Source organism: Nostoc sp. LPT, from assembly GCF_017115165.1.
GTDB lineage: Bacteria > Cyanobacteriota > Cyanobacteriia > Cyanobacteriales > Nostocaceae > Nostoc.
Window position 1 is genome coordinate 48,784 of the sequence record NZ_JABXKF010000005.1, and the last position, 17,938, is coordinate 66,721.

Sequence of the window (17,938 nt, forward strand, 5' to 3'; positions counted from 1 at the left end):
TTTGGGTGTACCTCAGTTGCTTAGGAAACGCTATATCTCAGAATTGACCATTGATTATTCAGCAAAAGCATAAAAATTAATTACCGAAATATTTTAACGTAGGCTAACGGTGAGAGAAATTGAAGTAACTGTTGAAGACCCAAGAATGAGAGGTTAGGTTTATTTATATATACTGAATTAAATTACTTAGTTATTTGATATCTTTCAATCATCAAACAATATCTTTTTAAAGTGATAATTTGATAACTTTACCAAAAATTAGGCATCAGTTAAACACTAATGTCAATTAAATAGATAACTAAGCAACTAATATCAATAAAAATTACTTAAACTAAAGATACAATTGTAAAGTTAAGAAGTTGACTAGTTACAAGATATACAAAATATGCTGGAATTATACCAATGGGAACTCTCTCAATACTCAGAGAAAGTGCGCCTAATTTTAGATTTTAAAGGACTAGATTACCGCAAAATCGAGGTGACGCCTGGGATTGGACAGGTAGAACTGTTCCGGCTGACTGGTCAAAAACAAGTGCCAGTATTAAAGGATCGTAATAAGTATATTGCGGATTCTACGGAAATAGCTAAATATTTAGACTTAGAGTATCCCGATCGCCCCATAATACCGCAAGATCCTAAACAACGAGGTTTAACTTTATTAATAGAAGAATGGGCGGATGAGTCCATAGGCATCAAAGGTCGCAAAGCACTATTTGCTGCCATAAGCCAAGATCAAAATTTCCGTAAGTCTTTATTACCCACCTCAACACCAGATATATTTAAAAGTCTGGTTCAAGGAGTACCTAGTGACTTACTGACAGTGTTGGGTTTTGGCGTCGGTTACAGCCCAGATGTGATAAAGTCAGCGATCGCATCTTTAAAACAAGACTTGGAAGCCTTGACGTTATTATTGGCAGATAGTCCTTATTTAACAGGAGATGAGCCGACTTTAGCTGACTTAGCGGTGGCTGGCTTATCGATATTGCTCAAGTTTCCTCCTGGGCCCTATCTGGATTTACCAGCTTCTATCAGAGGTAAAGGATTGCCAATCTTTGCCGAGAATATAGATTATGAACCATTCTTTACCTGGCGCGATCGCCTTTACGCTCAATTCCGCAAACCGTTAATTAGTACCACTCCACCAACGGGAAGTGCGCCAACTTCGATTCAGATTGATTAGATAATGGGGAATTGGGCATGGGGCATGGGGCATTGGGCATAGGGGATGGAGAAGAAAAACAAATGACAAATGACAAATGACAAATGACAAATGACCAATGACTAATCAGATGAATTCGGCACAGCCATTAGGTTCGGTCATTCAAGGTTCTCTAACTGAAGGTTTAGAAGTACGATTGCATCCTGACATTTCTGTAGAAGATATGCGGGTGGGTAAGTTTCTTGTTGTGCAAGGGATGCGATCGCGTTTTTTTTGTATGCTGACAGATGTAGCATTGGGAGCTGCTAATGCCCGAATTATTGCTAATCCCCCCAGTTGGGAAGACACTTTTTTACGAGATGTTTTAGCCGGAAGTGGCACTTACGGTACTATCAACCTTGCGCCGATGTTGATGTTCACTCCCGAATCTGAAGAATCTTTCTCCCCAACAAATGGCAAATCGGCAAATCCTTTCCTCCCATCGGTGACGGGTTTGGCTTCATTTATGCCACAAACCAGTACTACAATGGAATTGTTGCCTGTTAAAACTATTCCTAGCCACTTTAGCCAAGTTTACGATGCAAGTGTTGACGATTTTCGCCGGGTATTTGGTTGGGAAGATGACCCCCAAAGGCGCAATTTTTCCATCGGCAAACCTTTGGATATGGATGTGCCCGTTTGCATCGATTTGAATCGCTTCGTAGAACGGAGCAATGGGGTTTTTGGGAAATCTGGTACTGGTAAATCTTTTCTAACGCGGCTACTTTTAGCTGGCGTCATCCGTAAAAATGCGGCAGTCAATTTGATTTTTGATATGCACTCTGAGTATGGCTGGGAAGCTGTTGCAGAAGGTAAAAATGTCAATACCGTTAAAGGATTAAAGCAACTTTTTCCTAGTAAAGTGGAAGTTTACACCCTCGACCCGGAATCAACAAAGCGTCGGGGTGTGCGTGATGCTCAAGAACTTTATTTGAGTTACGAGCAAATAGAAGTTGAAGATATTAAGTTATGTAGCCGAGATTTAGGACTCTCTGACGCAGCCTTAGATAACGCCAATATTCTGTATAGCGAATTTGGCAAGTCTTGGATTGTCCAGTTGCTGAATATGACTAACGAAGAAATCGAGATGTTCTGCGAGGAGAAGCGCGGACACAAAGGTTCGATTATGGCATTACAGCGCAAACTCTTGCGGATGGATAGCTTGAAGTATATGCGAGCAGTTTGCCCACAGAATTACATTAGTAAAATTGTGCAATGCCTGGAATCTGGGAAGAATGTTGTAATAGAATTTGGTTCCCAGTCTAATATGCTCTCTTATATGTTGGTGACAAATATGATCACCCGACGTATTCACGAGCATTACGTCAAGAAAGCAGATAAATTCTTGCAAAGCAAAAATCCTAGCGATCGCCCAACGCCATTGATGATTACCATTGAAGAGGCGCACCGTTTCCTTGACCCGGCTATCGTCCAAAGTACTATCTTTGGGACTATTGCTCGTGAACTGCGAAAATATTTTGTCACACTTTTGGTAGTTGATCAACGTCCATCAGGCATAGATAATGAAGTTATGTCGCAAATTGGGACTCGCATTACCGCCTTGCTGAATGATGAAAAAGACATTGAGGCAATTTTTACAGGTGTATCTGGTGGTAGCGGACTGCGATCGGTGTTGGCAAAGCTAGACTCGAAACAACAAGCTTTAATATTGGGTCACGCCGTTCCGATGCCCGTAGTAGTACGTACCCGTCCTTATGACGCAACTTTTTACGCAGAAATTGGTGAGCCAGCCTGGGAAGAAAAACCTGACGCAGAAGTATTTGCCGCTGCTGAACTAGCTAAAGCTGATCTTGGATTTTAGATTGTCATTTGTCAGTTGTCCTTTGTCCTTTGCAAATGACCAATACAACTCTTGGAGACGCTGCGTCAACTCCTTACCTCGGCTTTGCTCGGCACGAGTCGCTCAATACAAGTGACTAATGACTAATGACTAATTCGTAACATCCCTCCATTGTTACAGCAAATTAAGTTCGGTTATCCGGCTAGTTTTTGGCAACAGAAGAGGGGTTTTTGGCGTCACTATAGATGTAGTCAGTAATTTCAAGGAAATTTAAAATTTTTTTCTATAACGGCTGCTTTTGAATTATAATCATAGGTTTTATCTTAAGATAGTTTACTATTTGCCTGATTTATCGTATCATAAGTTAAGTAGAACTCATACCGACTTCGGTTTTGCCGATCGGTGTTAGTAACTGTCCAAGAGAAGAATTCTCAAAAATAACCAACGTGCTTATAAAAGATTGAAAATTTAGGGAAGGTAGGGGAACCTATCATTGGGAGCTTACCGTCTTAACAACGGCTGTATCAATTGATTAATTACTTTTGGTAGCTCCCAATATTTCGTGATAAATGTACTACTTTTCCCCATCCATTTTAGTAATAAAACATACATTATCTTTACGAAGTAGAGGACATCGCACCAATGCCTACTGTCAAGACCCAAACGGAAAACCTCAACACCAAATTCACGGCTGATATGGTGCGAACCTATCTGCGAGAAATTGGTCGTGTACCACTGCTAACCCGCGAACAAGAAATTGTCTTTGGGAAGCAAGTGCAACAAATGATGACGCTCATCGACGCCAAGGAAGCTTTGGCGAAGAAGTTGCAACGCGAACCGGATATCTCAGAGTGGGCCGATCACGTTAAACAATCGGAAACCGATGTGCAACAAACAGTGGCACAAGGTAAGCGGGCAAAGCAAAAAATGATCGAAGCGAATTTGCGCTTGGTTGTCGCTATTGCTAAAAAATACCAAAAGCGAAATATGGAGTTTCTGGATTTAATCCAGGAAGGAACACTAGGATTAGAGCGGGGTGTGGAGAAATTTGACCCAATGAGGGGTTATAAGTTCTCGACTTACGCTTACTGGTGGATTCGCCAAGCAATTACTCGTGCGATCGCTCAACAAGGTCGGACTATTCGCTTACCGATCCACATTACTGAGAAACTGAACAAAATCAAAAAAGTGCAGCGCGAGTTGGCTCAAACCTTGGGGCGATCGCCGACTCCGGCTGAAATTGCCAAAGAACTAGAACTAGAACCGACTCAGATTCGCGAGTATCTGAATATGGCTCGTCAACCAGTGTCTTTGGATGTGCGAGTTGGCGAGAACCAGGATACTGAGTTGCAAGAAATGCTTGAAGATGATGGGCCATCGCCAGAGTATTACACCAACCAGGAATTCTTACGCCAAGACTTGAACAACCTGCTAGCAGAATTAACCCCGCAACAGCGAGAAGTTGTAGCTTTACGCTTTGGTTTAGAAGATGGTAATGAAATGTCATTGGCGAAAGTCGGTGAGAGATTAAATCTCAGCCGTGAACGCGTCCGTCAGTTAGAGCATCAAGCTTTGGCTCATCTGCGTCGCCGTCGTGCCAATGTCAAAGAATACGTTGCTAGCTAAAACAAGAGACGCGGAATTTCGCGTCTCTACACCACCTTGGTGATCCGCCTCCTGAATTCAGGGGGCGATTTTTTTTGCTGAAAACAAGGCACGATATGAAGGGTGATGAGTTCGTTCAACTTGTTTAGATGTTAGCAGGAATTGGAAGGCGGCGATCGCACAAACTTGTCGTATTATTGAAAGTGCGAGCGCTCAAAATCATTGTTTAATGAAAAGTGCGCTCACATTAATTTATATTTGATGATTTTTTATGATTATTAATCCCCGCATTTTAAAAGGTAGTTGTAACCATCCATACTTTGACAGTCTTGGTTGTTAACTAGCGCAAACATATTATCACCAGTACCTCCCGTCCCTCTAATCCAATAGACTCTTGACTTAGGACTCCTCTTAATTTCAACTCGTAAGTTACCGTTGTAACGCATATTTATGACATTATCGGATAGAAACTGCGAACCTAAACGGTAACTATACTTAGGCATTGAACTTCCATCTGGATTCAGGGCAAACATATTCTGTCCAGTGCCACCAGTACCTTTAATTTTGACAAGGACAGATATATTGCTATTTTCTAGGCGACCTGATACAAAAAGAACATTCTGTTCAGGAACCCACATAATACTATCAAAACTCTTAAACTTTTGCTCTCCCAACCATTTGCCTGTAGATGCTTCGGTTTTAGTCAGTAATGTACGTGAGCCATTAATTGAAAGACTGATATTGCCAATTTTTAAGTTTGAATTTGAAGACGCACTATCAGCATAAGCTGGAATATTTGAAAAACCAATTAATGCCCAGCTAAAGGCTACTACTGCTGCTTTCTTGAACATAAAATTTCTTCCTTGGTTACTGTGAATTAGCAAGTTATTAGTTTGAGAAAGCGATCGCTTCTCTATGAGAGGCTACGCCAACGAGACCCTAAGCATAGCTAGATTTCTTCCTAGAACTGCTTATCTAAATAATCTACAGCCTGGTATAAAGTTTGACGGTCAGAAAAGGTCGGAAAAAAGTCGGATCTTTTTAGTTGATTTACGTAAAGTTTTTTAATAAATAGAGATTATGATGCCAGTATCGTAGTTAATCACAGTATTGCTAAGTGGATAAATGACGGTTGAAGAAGCGATCGCACTAGTCGAACAATTATTAGAATGGGGATGAGCGCTCTCTAAATCTGTGCGATCCCACTTTCAATAACAGAATTATTTTGTGCGACCGCATTGATCTATGGTTGATGATTTTTTATAATCATCAATACTGGACTGTCCACTTTTGGTCTGTACGTGAACGGTTATCAGCATTACGTCCAGATAGTTCACAATCCCAAAGTTGTAATTGTGCGCCGTTCTCTCTACCTGGAGCGCCAGCTACATCAATACATTTTCCAGAAAGTCTATTCCTGATAAATCCATTGCTTGTAAATGTCCACCTTTGATCTGTACGTGGATTGCCAAACTCACAGTCATAAATAATCAACTTTGAACCGTTAGAACGTCCAGGATATCCAGCTACATCAAGACATTTTCCGGAAAGTTCATTTACGATAAATCCATCATTTCTTAGTATCCATCTATGGTCTGTAGGTGAACCGTTATCAGCATTAAGATTAGATAGTTCGCAATCCCAAAGCACTAATGGTGCTCCATTATCTGTACCTGGAGCGCCACCTACATCAATGCATTTTCCGCTTAGTAAGTTATTGATAAAAACACCAGTTGCCTGCGCGTTACTAGGCTTAGAGTCAACAGAAAATGACAATAATAGGTTAGAGATAATAAACACTATACCAGGTAAAAATTTGGTTTTAAGTTTCATAGATAGTTCCTCATGTCTGCTTATCTAAATACTCTAATACTTGGTATAAAGTTTGACGGTCGGAAAAGGTCGGAAAAAAGTCGGATCTTTTTAGCATCAGGACTAAAGCTGTTTGTCACACTTAAATCACCTTATCGGGTGCATGAGACGAAGTTATAGATAAATAGGATGAATATTTATACTTATGATGCACCCGATTCTATGTACCATCTGCATAGATTCTGCGTATATTCACTTAATATATTTGAAGAAATAAAGCTTATAGTGCGAATATCGGAGTTAATTTAGTATTTTTATGAAAATAAATGACGGTTGAAGAGGCGATCGCACTAGTTGAGCAATTATTAGAACGGGGACGCTTAACAAAAGTTCAAGAGATTGTATTTCGTCAATCTTGGGCAGGACAGACATACTTAGACATGGCTGTAGAGTCCGATTACGATTGTGGTTATATCAAAGATATTGGTTCGGAATTATGGCGATCGCTCTCTCAAGCTTTAAGAGAAAAAGTTACCAAAAATAACCTACAAGGAGTACTGAAGCGAACTGTACAGCGACAAAATGACATAAACGCCTCCTTAAATTTTCAACCCTTCACGAACTACACAAACTGGGGGGAAGCAATCGACGTTTCTCAATTCTATGGACGTACCACTGAATTAGAAACCCTCAGCCAATGGATTGTAAGAGATCGCGCTCGTGTAGTCACACTGTTAGGTATGGGTGGCATGGGTAAAACCGCGCTCTCGGTGAAGTTAGCAGAACAATTACAGGGAGAATTTGAATATGTCATTTGGCGATCGCTCCGGCACGCACCTTTTTTCTATGACAAGGTGACGGACTGGATCAAAATCCTTTCTCATCAACGAGTTACCACGTTGCCTGCTTCTCCTCATGAGCAAATTACTTGTCTAATCGAGAACCTCCGCAGATATCGATGCTTGCTGATTCTGGATAATTTCGACACATTATTGCAGCAAGGTAAAGGGACAGGCTGTTACTGTGAGGGTTACGAACCCTACGGTGAACTGCTGTGGCGATTGGGAGAAACACAGCATCAAAGCTGTGTCCTGCTCACCAGCCGGGAAAAACCTACTGAAATCGCCGCCTTGGAAGGTGATGCTTTGCCAGTTCGTACCCTTGCTTTATTAGGATTAGAAGTCGCAGCCGGACAAACAATTTTGACACTCAAAGGACTATCAGGCTCCGAAGAAGAAACCCGCCAACTAGTTGAGTGTTATCGTGGTAATCCACTAGCTTTAAAAATTGCCGCCACCTCCATTCGGGACTTACATGAAGGCAATATCGCCAGTTTCTTTTCTGAAGGCACAACCGTATTTAAGGGCATTGGCAATCTTCTAGAGCAGCAATTCAAAAGACTCTCCACCTTAGAGCAGCAAGTGATGTACTGGCTGGCAATTAATCGGGAAAAGCTTTCTTCGACAGAATTGCAAACAGCCTTCACACCAACATTGCCTAAGCCTAAGTTAATGTCAGTCCTAGAATCTTTACGCTGGTGTAGCTTGATAGAAAGCAATACTGGAGGATTCACACAGCAACCTGTAGTGATGGAATACGTGACAGACTGCTTGATTGAACAAGTCTGCCAGGAAATAGTCACAGAATCACCACAATACCTGCTAACCCATGCTTTGATGCAAGCCCAGTCAAAAGACTACATCCGTGATAGTCAAATTCACTTAATTGTGCGACCGATCCTAAATCAGGTACAAATAACCCTTGGCTCTGCTCATCAGCTTGAGTATAAACTTGGCAGACTAGTTAGAAGGCTCCAAAATGAAGTTATAGATCCAGTTGGGTATGGTGGCGGTAATCTGCTGAATTTACTGACACAATTAGAAACCAATTTAACTGGGTATGATTTTTCGCATCTCACTATCCGTAACTGCGATTTGCGCTCGCTCAACTTACATCGGGTAAACTTTAGCCAAACCACCTTTCGAGATTGTGTTTTTGCTGCGACCTTTGGCGGCATTACTAACGTTGCCTTTAGTCCAGATGGGCGCTGCCTTGCTACCAGTGATACAAATGGTGAAATTCATGTTTGGGATGTTACCAATAGCAAACAACTCTTTAGCTGTAAAGAACATAACAGTTGGGTCTGGGATATTGCTTTTAGCCACCCAGTTTTAGCTAGTTGCGGTCAAGATCATAAAATAAAACTTTGGGATACAACCACAGGAGAATGTTTCAAAACGCTATACGATCACGCTAGCATTGTCACAGCGATCGCATGGAGTCCTGACGGTCAATTACTTGCCAGTACTAGCTATGATCGCACAGTTAAAGTTTGGCATCTAGCCACAGCCAAATGTGTGCAAACTCTAGAAGGACATGATGCTTGTGTGTGGAGTGTAGCTTTTCATCCCACAGATCAAATCTTAGCAACGGCTGGTGAAGATAACAAAATCAAGCTGTGGGATTTACAAACTGGATGTTGTGTGCAAAACCTAGAAGGGCATCAGCACTGGATAAAAGCGATCGCCTTCAGTCCAGAAGGGCAAATGTTAGCAAGCGGCAGTTTCGATCAAACTATAAAACTGTGGGATTTACATACCGGGATGTGTTTGATAACTTTGCAGGGACACGCAGGAGTTGTCACCTCGCTAGCGTTCAGCCCCAAGGGTGAACATCTGGTAAGTGGCAGCTATGACCAAACCGTGAAGATTTGGGACATAAACAAAGGGAAATGTTTGGATACATTGGAAAAGCATACAAATCGGATTTGGTCAGTTGCTTTTCACCCTCAAGGGCACTTAATTGCTAGTGGTGGAGACGATCACGCGGCTAGAGTCTGGGAACTTCAGACGGGACAGTGTACCAAAACCTTCCAAGGACACAGTAATGCTGTTTATGGGATCGCACACAGTTGGCAGCAAAACTTACTTGCTAGTGGACACGAAGACCAGACAATTAAACTCTGGGATGTCAATTCTCCGCAACACTTAAAGCTTGACCTCCAGCCGTTTCGTGTGCTACATGGACATAGCAATCGTATTTTCTCTGTTGCCTTCAGTCCCAATGGACAGTTTCTGGCCAGCGCCAGTGCAGATCGGACTATTAAGCTTTGGAGTCCCCATACAGGGCAATGCCTTAAAACCTTGCATGGTCATGTTAGCTGGGTCTGGGCAGTTGCTTTTAGTCCAGACAGTAATTTTCTTGCTAGTGCCAGCTACGACCATACAATCAAGATATGGGATGTGCGTTCTGGTGAATGTTGGCAAACATTGCAAGGTCATCCTGGTTCTGTGTTGGCGATCGCCTTTAGCCTTGACGGAAAAACTCTCTTCAGTAGTGGCTATGAAAAGATTGTTAAACACTGGGATATTGAAACAGGAACCTGTCTTCATAGTTGGGAGGCAGACTCCAACCGTGTTTGGGCAGTTGCGGTAAGTCCAGATACTCAATACGTTGCTACTGGTGGTGATGACTGCTTAGTGCGACTGTGGGATATTGACACAGGGGTTTGTCTGCGTACATTCTCTGGACATACCAGCCAGGTACTTTGTATTCTATTCGCCGATGATGGCGATCGCATGATTACCAGTAGTGGCGATCGCACGATCAAAATTTGGAATACACTTACTGGAGACTGCCTTGCAACACTACAGAATCATTTCAATTGGGTGTGGTCGCTTAGTCTAGTCCCAGATGCTCAAACTCTTCTCAGTAGTAGCTGGGATGAAACAATCAACTGTTGGGATATGACTACAGGGCAATGTCGGCAAACGTTAAAACCAGCCCGCCCGTATGAAGGCATGATTATTACTAGGGTGAAAGGGTTGACTGAAGCAGAGGTAGGAACTTTAAAAGCTTTGGGTGCGTTAGAAGTATGATATATAAGACTCACTCATATTTGATTGCGTGAAAAAAACTCAGTACACCTTTATTCCTTCTTAAGAGTCCCCAGTCTCTACGAGTAATTCACCGAATCAAATCGGATTGCTGTATGTTCCAGTCCCTAATCCCTAGTCCCTAATGCCCAGTCACCAGTTCACTTAGTTGAAAAACGTTTCAAATCTTGTAAAACTGCGGTGGCTGATTGATAGCGATCGCTAAAATGATAGCAAACCATTTTATCTAAAATTGCCGCTAATTCTTCGCTGACTGGCGCTGTTTGTCGCCAGATCACATTCCCTGTTTCTGGATCTGGGTGGAGTTCTTGCGGTAGTATCCCAGTTATGGCTTGAATCGCAATCATTCCTAAAGCATAAATGTCACTACATAAACGGGGATGACCAGCAAATTGTTCTGGAGGTGCATAACCCCGTGTCCCGATGGCTACTGTCGCTAATTCTGTTTGCTCGCTACTCGGCGGTTGCATCAATTTGACAGCACCAAAGTCAATCAATACCAGCCGATTATTTTGAACGCATCTGATAATATTAGTCGGTTTGAGATCGCGATGAATCACTCGATGTTGATGAACAAATTCTAGAACTTCTAAAACTTGTTTGAGCATTTCCATCACAAATAATTCGTTTTGCACATTTTGTACAGGTGGTAATTCTTCGCTTAAAGTATGTCCCTCAATATATTGTTGAATTAAATAAAATTCTTGGTTATCTTCAAAATAAGCAAGTAGTTCGGGAATCTGATGATGTTTACCCAAAGTTTCTAAAATTTCAGCTTCACTATGAAACAACCTGCGAGCGACTTGCAAAAATCGTGTATCTTGACGGGCTGGCATTAACTTTTTAACTACACAAGTAGGATTACCCGGTCGTTGAGTATCCTGTGCTAAATAAGTCCGACCAAATCCACCTGCACCAAGAGTTTTAGAAATTTTGTAGCGTCCACTCAAAAGCAAATCACCTGATTTTGTTTCTGGTGAATCAATTGGGGGAAGAAAGTCAACAGAGGAATCGGGAAGTGCTGTTTTATCTTCTAAGAGTACATTTAATTGGGCGATCGCTTCTTGTTGTTTTTCAACTTGCAGAACAATCACCTGAGTTTGTCGTTGATTTTGGTAGCTAGTATAAGCAATTACACAGATACTACTAATAACTAAAGCAAGAGCAGAGGGAATTAATGGTACCCATCCAGCTTGCAAAAACAAAGCAATGCAGATTACTACTAAGCCAAGTAGAGTTATCGCTTCCATCACTAGCAACAGCAACGGATTTTGCCACCGCCATGCTAAAACACTACCTAATAGCGACCAGCCCCACATCCAAATAAGTTCTGCCCAATCAGGCCAATACCAAATCAAGGGTCGCCCATCCAACACTGTACTGATGAGTTGACTTGCTATCTGTGCATGAATAAACAGAGCAGGCATTCTGGCTGGTTGATCTGGTAAAGCGCTGTAGGGCGTATAAAAGCCACCTGGAGGAATGTTAGCCGCTGTAGTGCCAATAATTACCAGACGGTCTTTAAATAAACTGGGGTTGACTCGACTACTAAGAACATCTGTAAGGGTTACTTGGTCGGCGAGGCTGTTGGGGTGACGGTAATTTAATAATATTTGATAGCCATGTGCATCCAAATGTTGGTAGCTAGCAGAATTAGGTTGTAAACGCACAAACAGGGTTTTACCTAACAGAAAATCTCCTTTCTCAGTGAAATCGTATTTAATGCCTTGTTTGTCCAGATAATTAATTGCAATTAATGCACCAAATGCAAATGATGTTGTACATTACTTGTCTGTAGAGTTAGCAAATAATAAAGTACGGCGGAGAATTTGGTCGTTTTCATTGTCAGGAACTACATCGCTAAACCCAACATTATCTATAGGAGCATTCGGCGGTGGGGGAATTTCATTTCTACCCAAGCTGCTGAACAAACAGGTAGTGACAATGTTATCTTGATTTTGGAGATTGGCCGCCAAATTATTGTCTTCTGGTCGGAAAAGATATAAACCAACAATTCGCGGTTGATAAGACTCGATTTTCTTTAATAGCTGATTGATTGTCCGATCTGATATGGGCCATTTCTCTCGTTTGATATCCTCATCAGTAATTTTTACTAGCAAAATCCGCCGATCGGGTGCTTGTGGGGGACGCGATCGCAACATCTGGTCATAAACTCTTAACTCCCAAGGTTGTAACCATTTGAGTTCTCGAACTCCCCAGATAAAGGCGGTGACTCCTATACTGGTAACAAAAATAATTTGCAGCCATGTGCTCTTAGAAGTTTCACGGGAATCCTGAACTTTGACAAAAGGTACACGGAGTTTTTCTAATAGTCTACTAATCACGGCGTTGAGGCGGTAGCCTGAATTGGGTAGATGTTGCAGGCGCAGAAGTCAATTTTCGGAATCTAGGTTAAAAGCTAGTTAACCTGAAGCTCCTATTAATGTAGTAATTTACTTGCTAGTTAGAGACTTTGACGTATTCTTACTTTGAAAGTAAGCTTACGCCCTGTGTCAACTATAGAATCAGACAAGCGCTAATTATCTGTTTGAGATGTTTTAACATCTTCAACAGGACTGGTAATTGGGAAAGAAATCGGATTAGTAGATGGAGTTAGTGAATCTAACTGGGGTTGTTCAAGTGATGCTTCCATGCTTGAATCAGCAAAATAGGAGCCAACGATCTTATCATAGTTAGAAGCAACAGCTAAAAAAGCGCCACCCAAAATATAGATAGGTAATGGCAGATTAAATTCTTGCAACCAGTCAAATAGTTCCGCTAAGGCAAACAGCACTAAAAAGCAGGAAAGCCAAACCTTCATATTCTTATCCCTTGAATTGAAACAATTCTATTACTAGCTTAAATAGCTTGAACGATAGTTGATGTAGTATATAATCACCAACTTACAACCTCTATAACCTTAGATGGGTGCAGTTAGAACTATAGCATCTGCTATATTGCATTAGAAAAATAAAAATATATTTAAATTGAGCTTATGCCAGCAATCGAACAGCCAAGGATTGACAGTTGGTTCGTGAGACTCGGCAGCGCCTTAAATTTACACAGGTAAAACTGGCAACGATATTAGAGGTTCCCCTCCACAATAGAAATCAATGGAAAAATAGACGGATACAATCTTCGCTACTGGCGATGAAACAAATTAAAGAACTACTACAGCAGATGAGAAAACCTGATGAGTCGCTTTTAGCCAAATACTTTTAAAATGAGTGAGAACCTGAAAGCTCAAGAGGTTATTGAATTGCAGCAATATTTGAGCGAACAGCAAGCTGCACTGCGCGATAGTGAAGCACGTTACCGTTCACTGGCAGAGGCAAGCGCATCAATTGTCTGGAGGGCAGCACCTTGGGGCAACGTTGTTGATGATATTCCAACTTGGCAGGCGTTCACAGGGCAAAATCCCGAACAATATAAAGGATGGGGTTGGGTTAAGGCACTGCACCCAGAAGATCGTGCCTCGATAGCGGAAATTTGGAAACAGGCATTTCCTACACGCAGGGTTGCAGTTGCTGAGTATCGAGTTCTGCGGCATGACGGCGAATACCGTTATATGAATATACGCGGTGTGCCCATACTCGACGAAACAGGTGAAATCCGCGAATGGGTGGGAATGTGCGTCGATATTACCGAACGCAAACAGGCTGAGGCCAAATTGCGCGAGAGTGAGGCGCGTTTTCGGCTACTGGCTGAGAATTCAACTGATATTATTTCCCGGCATACAGTCGATGGAATTCTTCTCTACATTTCACCAGCTTGCTACACAGTGCTGGGATATCAACCAGAGGAATTAGTCGGTCATCCCAGCCATGAGTTAGTCCACCCTGACGATTTGGTAGAGATTGCGAGAAATTACCCAGTCAATGGCGATTTACCAGATATTTATACTATTACCCACCGTGCGCGTCACCACCAGGGGCATTATATCTGGTTGGAAGCAACTATTCGAGCGATTCGCGATCGCCAAACTGAAGAAATTTTAGAGATGCAAGCATCTTCGCGAGATATTACTAAGCGCAAACAGGTGGAACAAGAGCAGCGTTTTCTGGCTGAGGCTAGTGGGATTTTGGCTGCATCATTAGACTACGAGACAACCTTAGCAGGTTTAGCGCGTTTGGCAGTGCCGGAAATCGCTGATTGGTGCTTAGTTGATATCATTAGTGACAATCAATTACTCCGTCGGGTTGCAGCAGCCCATGCCAATCCGGGGAAACAAGAATTGGTAGAACAGTTACAAAATTATCCGCCTGATTTGGCCCAAACAGCAGGTATTGCTGAGGTAATACATACAGGCAAATCACAAATTACTCATTTTATTTCTGATCAACAGATCCAAGGGTTAACCTACAACGCCAGTCACTTAAAAATATTGCAAGAACTAAATCCGACATCTGGTATGAGTGTACCGCTAATCCTTCGGGGACGGGTGTTGGGAGTTATGACTTTGGTATCTTCTTCAGGTCGTCGCTACGACATCAAAAGCCTGATGTTAGCTGAGGAGTTGGCTGGGCGGGCGGCGATCGCTGTTGATAATGCCCGACTCTACAAAGAAGCACAGCAATCTCAACAGGCGGCTTTACACGCAGCATCTCGCACTACCCGCCTGCAAACCATTACCGCAGCCCTTTCTGAATCTCTAACTCCGACACAAGTCGCTGAAGTAATTGTAGAGCAAGGTATAGCGGCTTTGGGAGCTAGCTTTGTTTTTGTCGCACTACTGACTCAAAGCGGCACTGAATTAGAAATTGTCCGAACTGTTGGCGATCAACAAGAAATAATCGATTCATCGCGTCGATTCTCGATTAATGCACCCGCGCCACTGGCAGAAGCAGTAAGAACTAAGCAACCTATTTGGCAAAAGCCAATCGAAACAAGGATGGCTCGTTACTCAAATCTGCCTCAGGAATACGCCCAGTACAACTACGGCGCTTGGATTTCGATTCCATTGATCATCGAGGGACGAGCTATCGGGGGAATGTCTCTAGCTTTTACCGAGATTCAGAAGTTTAATCAAGACGATCGAGCCTTTATGCTGGCACTAGCACAGCAATGCGCTCAAGCGATGGAACGTGCCCGCCTATACGAGGCAGAGCAAACCGCACGGAAAGCAGCAGAAAACGCCAACCGGATTAAAGACGAGTTTCTGGCAGTACTTTCTCATGAATTGCGATCGCCACTCAACCCAATTTTAGGTTGGTCAAAGCTACTCCAAACTAAAAAACTTGATGAAAAGACAATTCCTCAAGCGCTGAAGACTATTGAGCGAAATGCGAAGTTACAGGCTCAACTGATTGAAGACTTACTGGATATCTCCAGGATTTTACAGGGTAAAATCAGCTTGAATATCTACCCAGTCGATCTGACATCTGTGATTTCCGCAGCAATGGAGACAGTGCGGCTATCGGCAGAAGCTAAGTCAATTAAGATGCACATCAGCCTGGAACCAAGTTTGGGACAAGTTTTGGGAGACTCCAGCCGATTGCAGCAAATCGTTTGGAACCTGCTCTCAAATGCAGTTAAGTTTACACCAGAGGGCGGACGGGTTGATATTCGACTATCATCATGTCCTAAGTCAAATTCCAACTCAGCAATCATTCAAGTCAGCGACACAGGGAAAGGCATCGACCCCAATTTTCTGCCTTACGTGTTTGAATATTTTCGCCAAGAGAACAGCAGCACCACCAGAAAATTTGGTGGACTGGGGTTAGGATTAGCGATTGTCCATCACTTAGTCGAACTGCATGGCGGCACAGTCCAGGTAGAAAGTGAGGGCGAAGATCAAGGAGCAACTTTTACTGTCAGATTACCGTTAATCCAAAATCAATTAAAGATTAAACAAGACAGTAGCGACTCAGAGCCATCTTCAAATTTGAATGGTGTGAAAATTTTAGTAGTGGATGATGATACAGATACGCGAGAATTTATTGTCTTCTTACTAGAACAGTATGGGGCAAATGTGACAGCAGTAACATCAGCCAATGAAGCCCTAGCGACTTTAGCCCAATCCCTGCCAGATATACTTTTAAGCGATATTGGGATGCCAGAAGTAGATGGATGCATGTTTATGCGACAGTTGAGAACACTGCCACCAGAGCAGGGGGGGCAAATTCGAGCGATCGCACTTACCGCCTATGCTGGAGAAATGAACGCTCAACAGGTACTAAAAGCCGGATTTAACAAGCATATTGCCAAACCAGTAGAGCCAAGCGAGTTAATAGATGCGATCGCCAACTTAATCGCTGAATAAACCGCAACGCGAGAGTCATTAGTCATTAGTTCTTGAGATACCACGCCCACTGGCAGTGCCTTCGCCCACAAGGAGGGAGGTTTGTACCTTTTCCGGCTACCTTGTCCCCTGCCTCTATAGCAAAGTGCTGAGTGCTGTTAGCGGAAGCGGGGCGTTTAGCCCGTGCTGAGTGCTGAGTAAAAACCCAGTTTTGTCAAGGCTTTGAGCGATCAACACTGTCCTAACATTGGTGACTACGGCTATAAGTGCTGATCGTTATTTGAGACGAGCAGGCGTAATAGCTACATTTAGTTGAGTAGGAAGGATTGCATCTCTAATATCTATTTTACGGGGAATGATTTTTTCTTGGAAATAAAAGTCAGCAACGCGCTGTTGTTCGGCAATGATAGCAGGTGTAAGTTTTCTCAACCTAAAAGTACGTCGGCGTGCCACCTTTTCTAAAACTGATACCTCTAATTTCAGTTCGGGAGCAAAAGCTTTGGCAACTCCAGTTGGGTTTTTTTCAGCCCATTCTCCTACCTTGTCTGCTTCTTCTAAAAATACTCGCACCAATTCGGGATTTTGGCTGACAAATGCACGCCTACCAAGATAAAAGCCGCCTAGAGTGTTAATTCTTGCTGCATTTCTCAGATTACGAATTGGGATAATTTTTTCCACAAGAGCCAAAAAGGGGTCACTAGCTACCCAAACTTCAACTTTGTCTTGAATAAAAACGTCACGGGCTTCAGATGGAGTCAAACCAACAATTTTAACATCTTTAATTTTTAACCCCACCTCTTGCAAGGCTTTTGCTAATAAATAGTGTGCATTCGACCCCCTTTAAAAAGCAATTTTCTTACCTTTAAGATCCGCTACTTTCTTAATAGAAGAATTAGCTCTGACTACAATCCCTTGGTTTTCACCCTTACTGGGTGTGCGTCCAGCAATATAAATAACTTCTGTGATACCTGCGGCTTGGGAAAATATTGGCGGTGTCTCTCCCACATTGCCGATATCCACCTTACCTGCATTCATCGCTTCTATTAATTGCGGGCCAGCTGGGAATGGCCCAACCCAATTCACGGTTACGCCTAATGCTTTAAAACGTGGCTCAACAACTTTTTTGACTTTGACAATATCGCCAGAAGTTTGATATGCCAAGTTGATGACTTTAGCAGTATAACCAGTTTTTTTTTGTGCTTGAGCGTTATTTACTAAGCTGCCTATTAAGGAAGTTGATAGAGTAAACAATCCCAATATAGAAAATCGGATAATGCGTTTTAAAACTGTGCGGCGTTGTGGAATAAATGGTATTTTCATCACTGGAATATTTTAGTTAAAACTAATTGTCAATCCCAAATCATATTTGTAAAAATATTCGCGAT

Annotated in this window: 11 protein-coding genes and 1 pseudogene; 6 read left to right on the forward strand and 6 right to left on the reverse strand. The window is 42.4% G+C overall.

The features are described from left to right. The first annotated feature begins 385 nt into the window (after window positions 1-385). The 3 genes from HWQ58_RS01030 to HWQ58_RS01040 all read left to right on the forward strand — a co-directional run bounded on the left by HWQ58_RS01030 (window position 386) and on the right by HWQ58_RS01040 (window position 4,625). Entirely contained in the window at window positions 386-1,180 is a 795-nt protein-coding gene (locus HWQ58_RS01030; RefSeq protein WP_292856713.1) for a glutathione S-transferase family protein, read from the forward strand. A gap of 109 nt (window positions 1,181-1,289) precedes the next feature. Next, entirely contained in the window at window positions 1,290-3,020 is a 1,731-nt protein-coding gene (locus HWQ58_RS01035) for an ATP-binding protein (RefSeq protein WP_292856857.1), read from the forward strand. Window positions 3,021-3,641: 621 nt separating this feature from the next. Next, window positions 3,642-4,625: an RNA polymerase sigma factor, RpoD/SigA family gene (locus HWQ58_RS01040; RefSeq protein WP_292856715.1), complete on the forward strand. Its 984-nt coding sequence runs from the start codon at window positions 3,642-3,644 to the stop codon at window positions 4,623-4,625. A 257-nt stretch (window positions 4,626-4,882) separates the two neighbouring features. Here the strand turns inward: HWQ58_RS01040 and HWQ58_RS01045 are convergent, their stop codons facing one another. Continuing rightward, window positions 4,883-5,455 carry a hypothetical protein gene (locus HWQ58_RS01045; protein WP_292856717.1) on the reverse strand — a complete coding sequence of 191 codons (573 nt, stop codon included), beginning with the start codon at window positions 5,453-5,455 and terminating at the stop codon, window positions 4,883-4,885. A gap of 418 nt (window positions 5,456-5,873) precedes the next feature. Further along, on the reverse strand, window positions 5,874-6,437 hold the full coding sequence (locus tag HWQ58_RS01050) for an RICIN domain-containing protein (protein ID WP_292856719.1): 564 nt from the start codon (window positions 6,435-6,437) through the stop codon (window positions 5,874-5,876). 305 nt (window positions 6,438-6,742) lie between these two features. On the opposite strand from HWQ58_RS01050, the gene HWQ58_RS01055 reads away from it, so the two are divergent. Beyond that, window positions 6,743-10,294 carry an NB-ARC domain-containing protein gene (locus HWQ58_RS01055; protein ID WP_292856721.1) on the forward strand — a complete coding sequence of 1,184 codons (3,552 nt, stop codon included), beginning with the start codon at window positions 6,743-6,745 and terminating at the stop codon, window positions 10,292-10,294. Between the two features lie 158 nt (window positions 10,295-10,452). Here HWQ58_RS01055 and HWQ58_RS01060 read toward each other — a convergent pair. Further along, window positions 10,453-12,657: pseudogene (locus HWQ58_RS01060) on the reverse strand (CHASE2 domain-containing serine/threonine-protein kinase). 191 nt (window positions 12,658-12,848) lie between these two features. Continuing rightward, a complete protein-coding gene (locus tag HWQ58_RS01065) occupies window positions 12,849-13,133 on the reverse strand; it encodes a hypothetical protein (protein WP_292856723.1) in 285 nt (94 codons plus the stop codon). Window positions 13,134-13,339: 206 nt separating this feature from the next. Here HWQ58_RS01065 and HWQ58_RS01070 point away from each other — a divergent pair, with 206 nt between their 5' ends. Beyond that, complete coding sequence (locus HWQ58_RS01070; RefSeq protein ID WP_292856725.1) at window positions 13,340-13,534, forward strand: transcriptional regulator; 195 nt, start codon at window positions 13,340-13,342, stop codon at window positions 13,532-13,534. Window position 13,535: 1 nt separating this feature from the next. Beyond that, window positions 13,536-16,574 (forward strand): PAS domain S-box protein, encoded by a 3,039-nt coding sequence (locus HWQ58_RS01075; protein ID WP_292856727.1) that lies wholly within the window; start codon window positions 13,536-13,538, stop codon window positions 16,572-16,574. Window positions 16,575-16,829: 255 nt separating this feature from the next. On the opposite strand, the gene HWQ58_RS38280 is transcribed toward HWQ58_RS01075, so the two are convergent. Together HWQ58_RS38280 and HWQ58_RS38285 are read right to left on the reverse strand one after the other, a co-directional pair. After that, on the reverse strand, window positions 16,830-17,348 hold the full coding sequence (locus HWQ58_RS38280) for a hypothetical protein (protein ID WP_366837135.1): 519 nt from the start codon (window positions 17,346-17,348) through the stop codon (window positions 16,830-16,832). Window positions 17,349-17,393: 45 nt separating this feature from the next. Next, window positions 17,394-17,873 (reverse strand): PhnD/SsuA/transferrin family substrate-binding protein, encoded by a 480-nt coding sequence (locus HWQ58_RS38285; RefSeq protein ID WP_366837137.1) that lies wholly within the window; start codon window positions 17,871-17,873, stop codon window positions 17,394-17,396. Window positions 17,874-17,938: the final 65 nt, after the last annotated feature.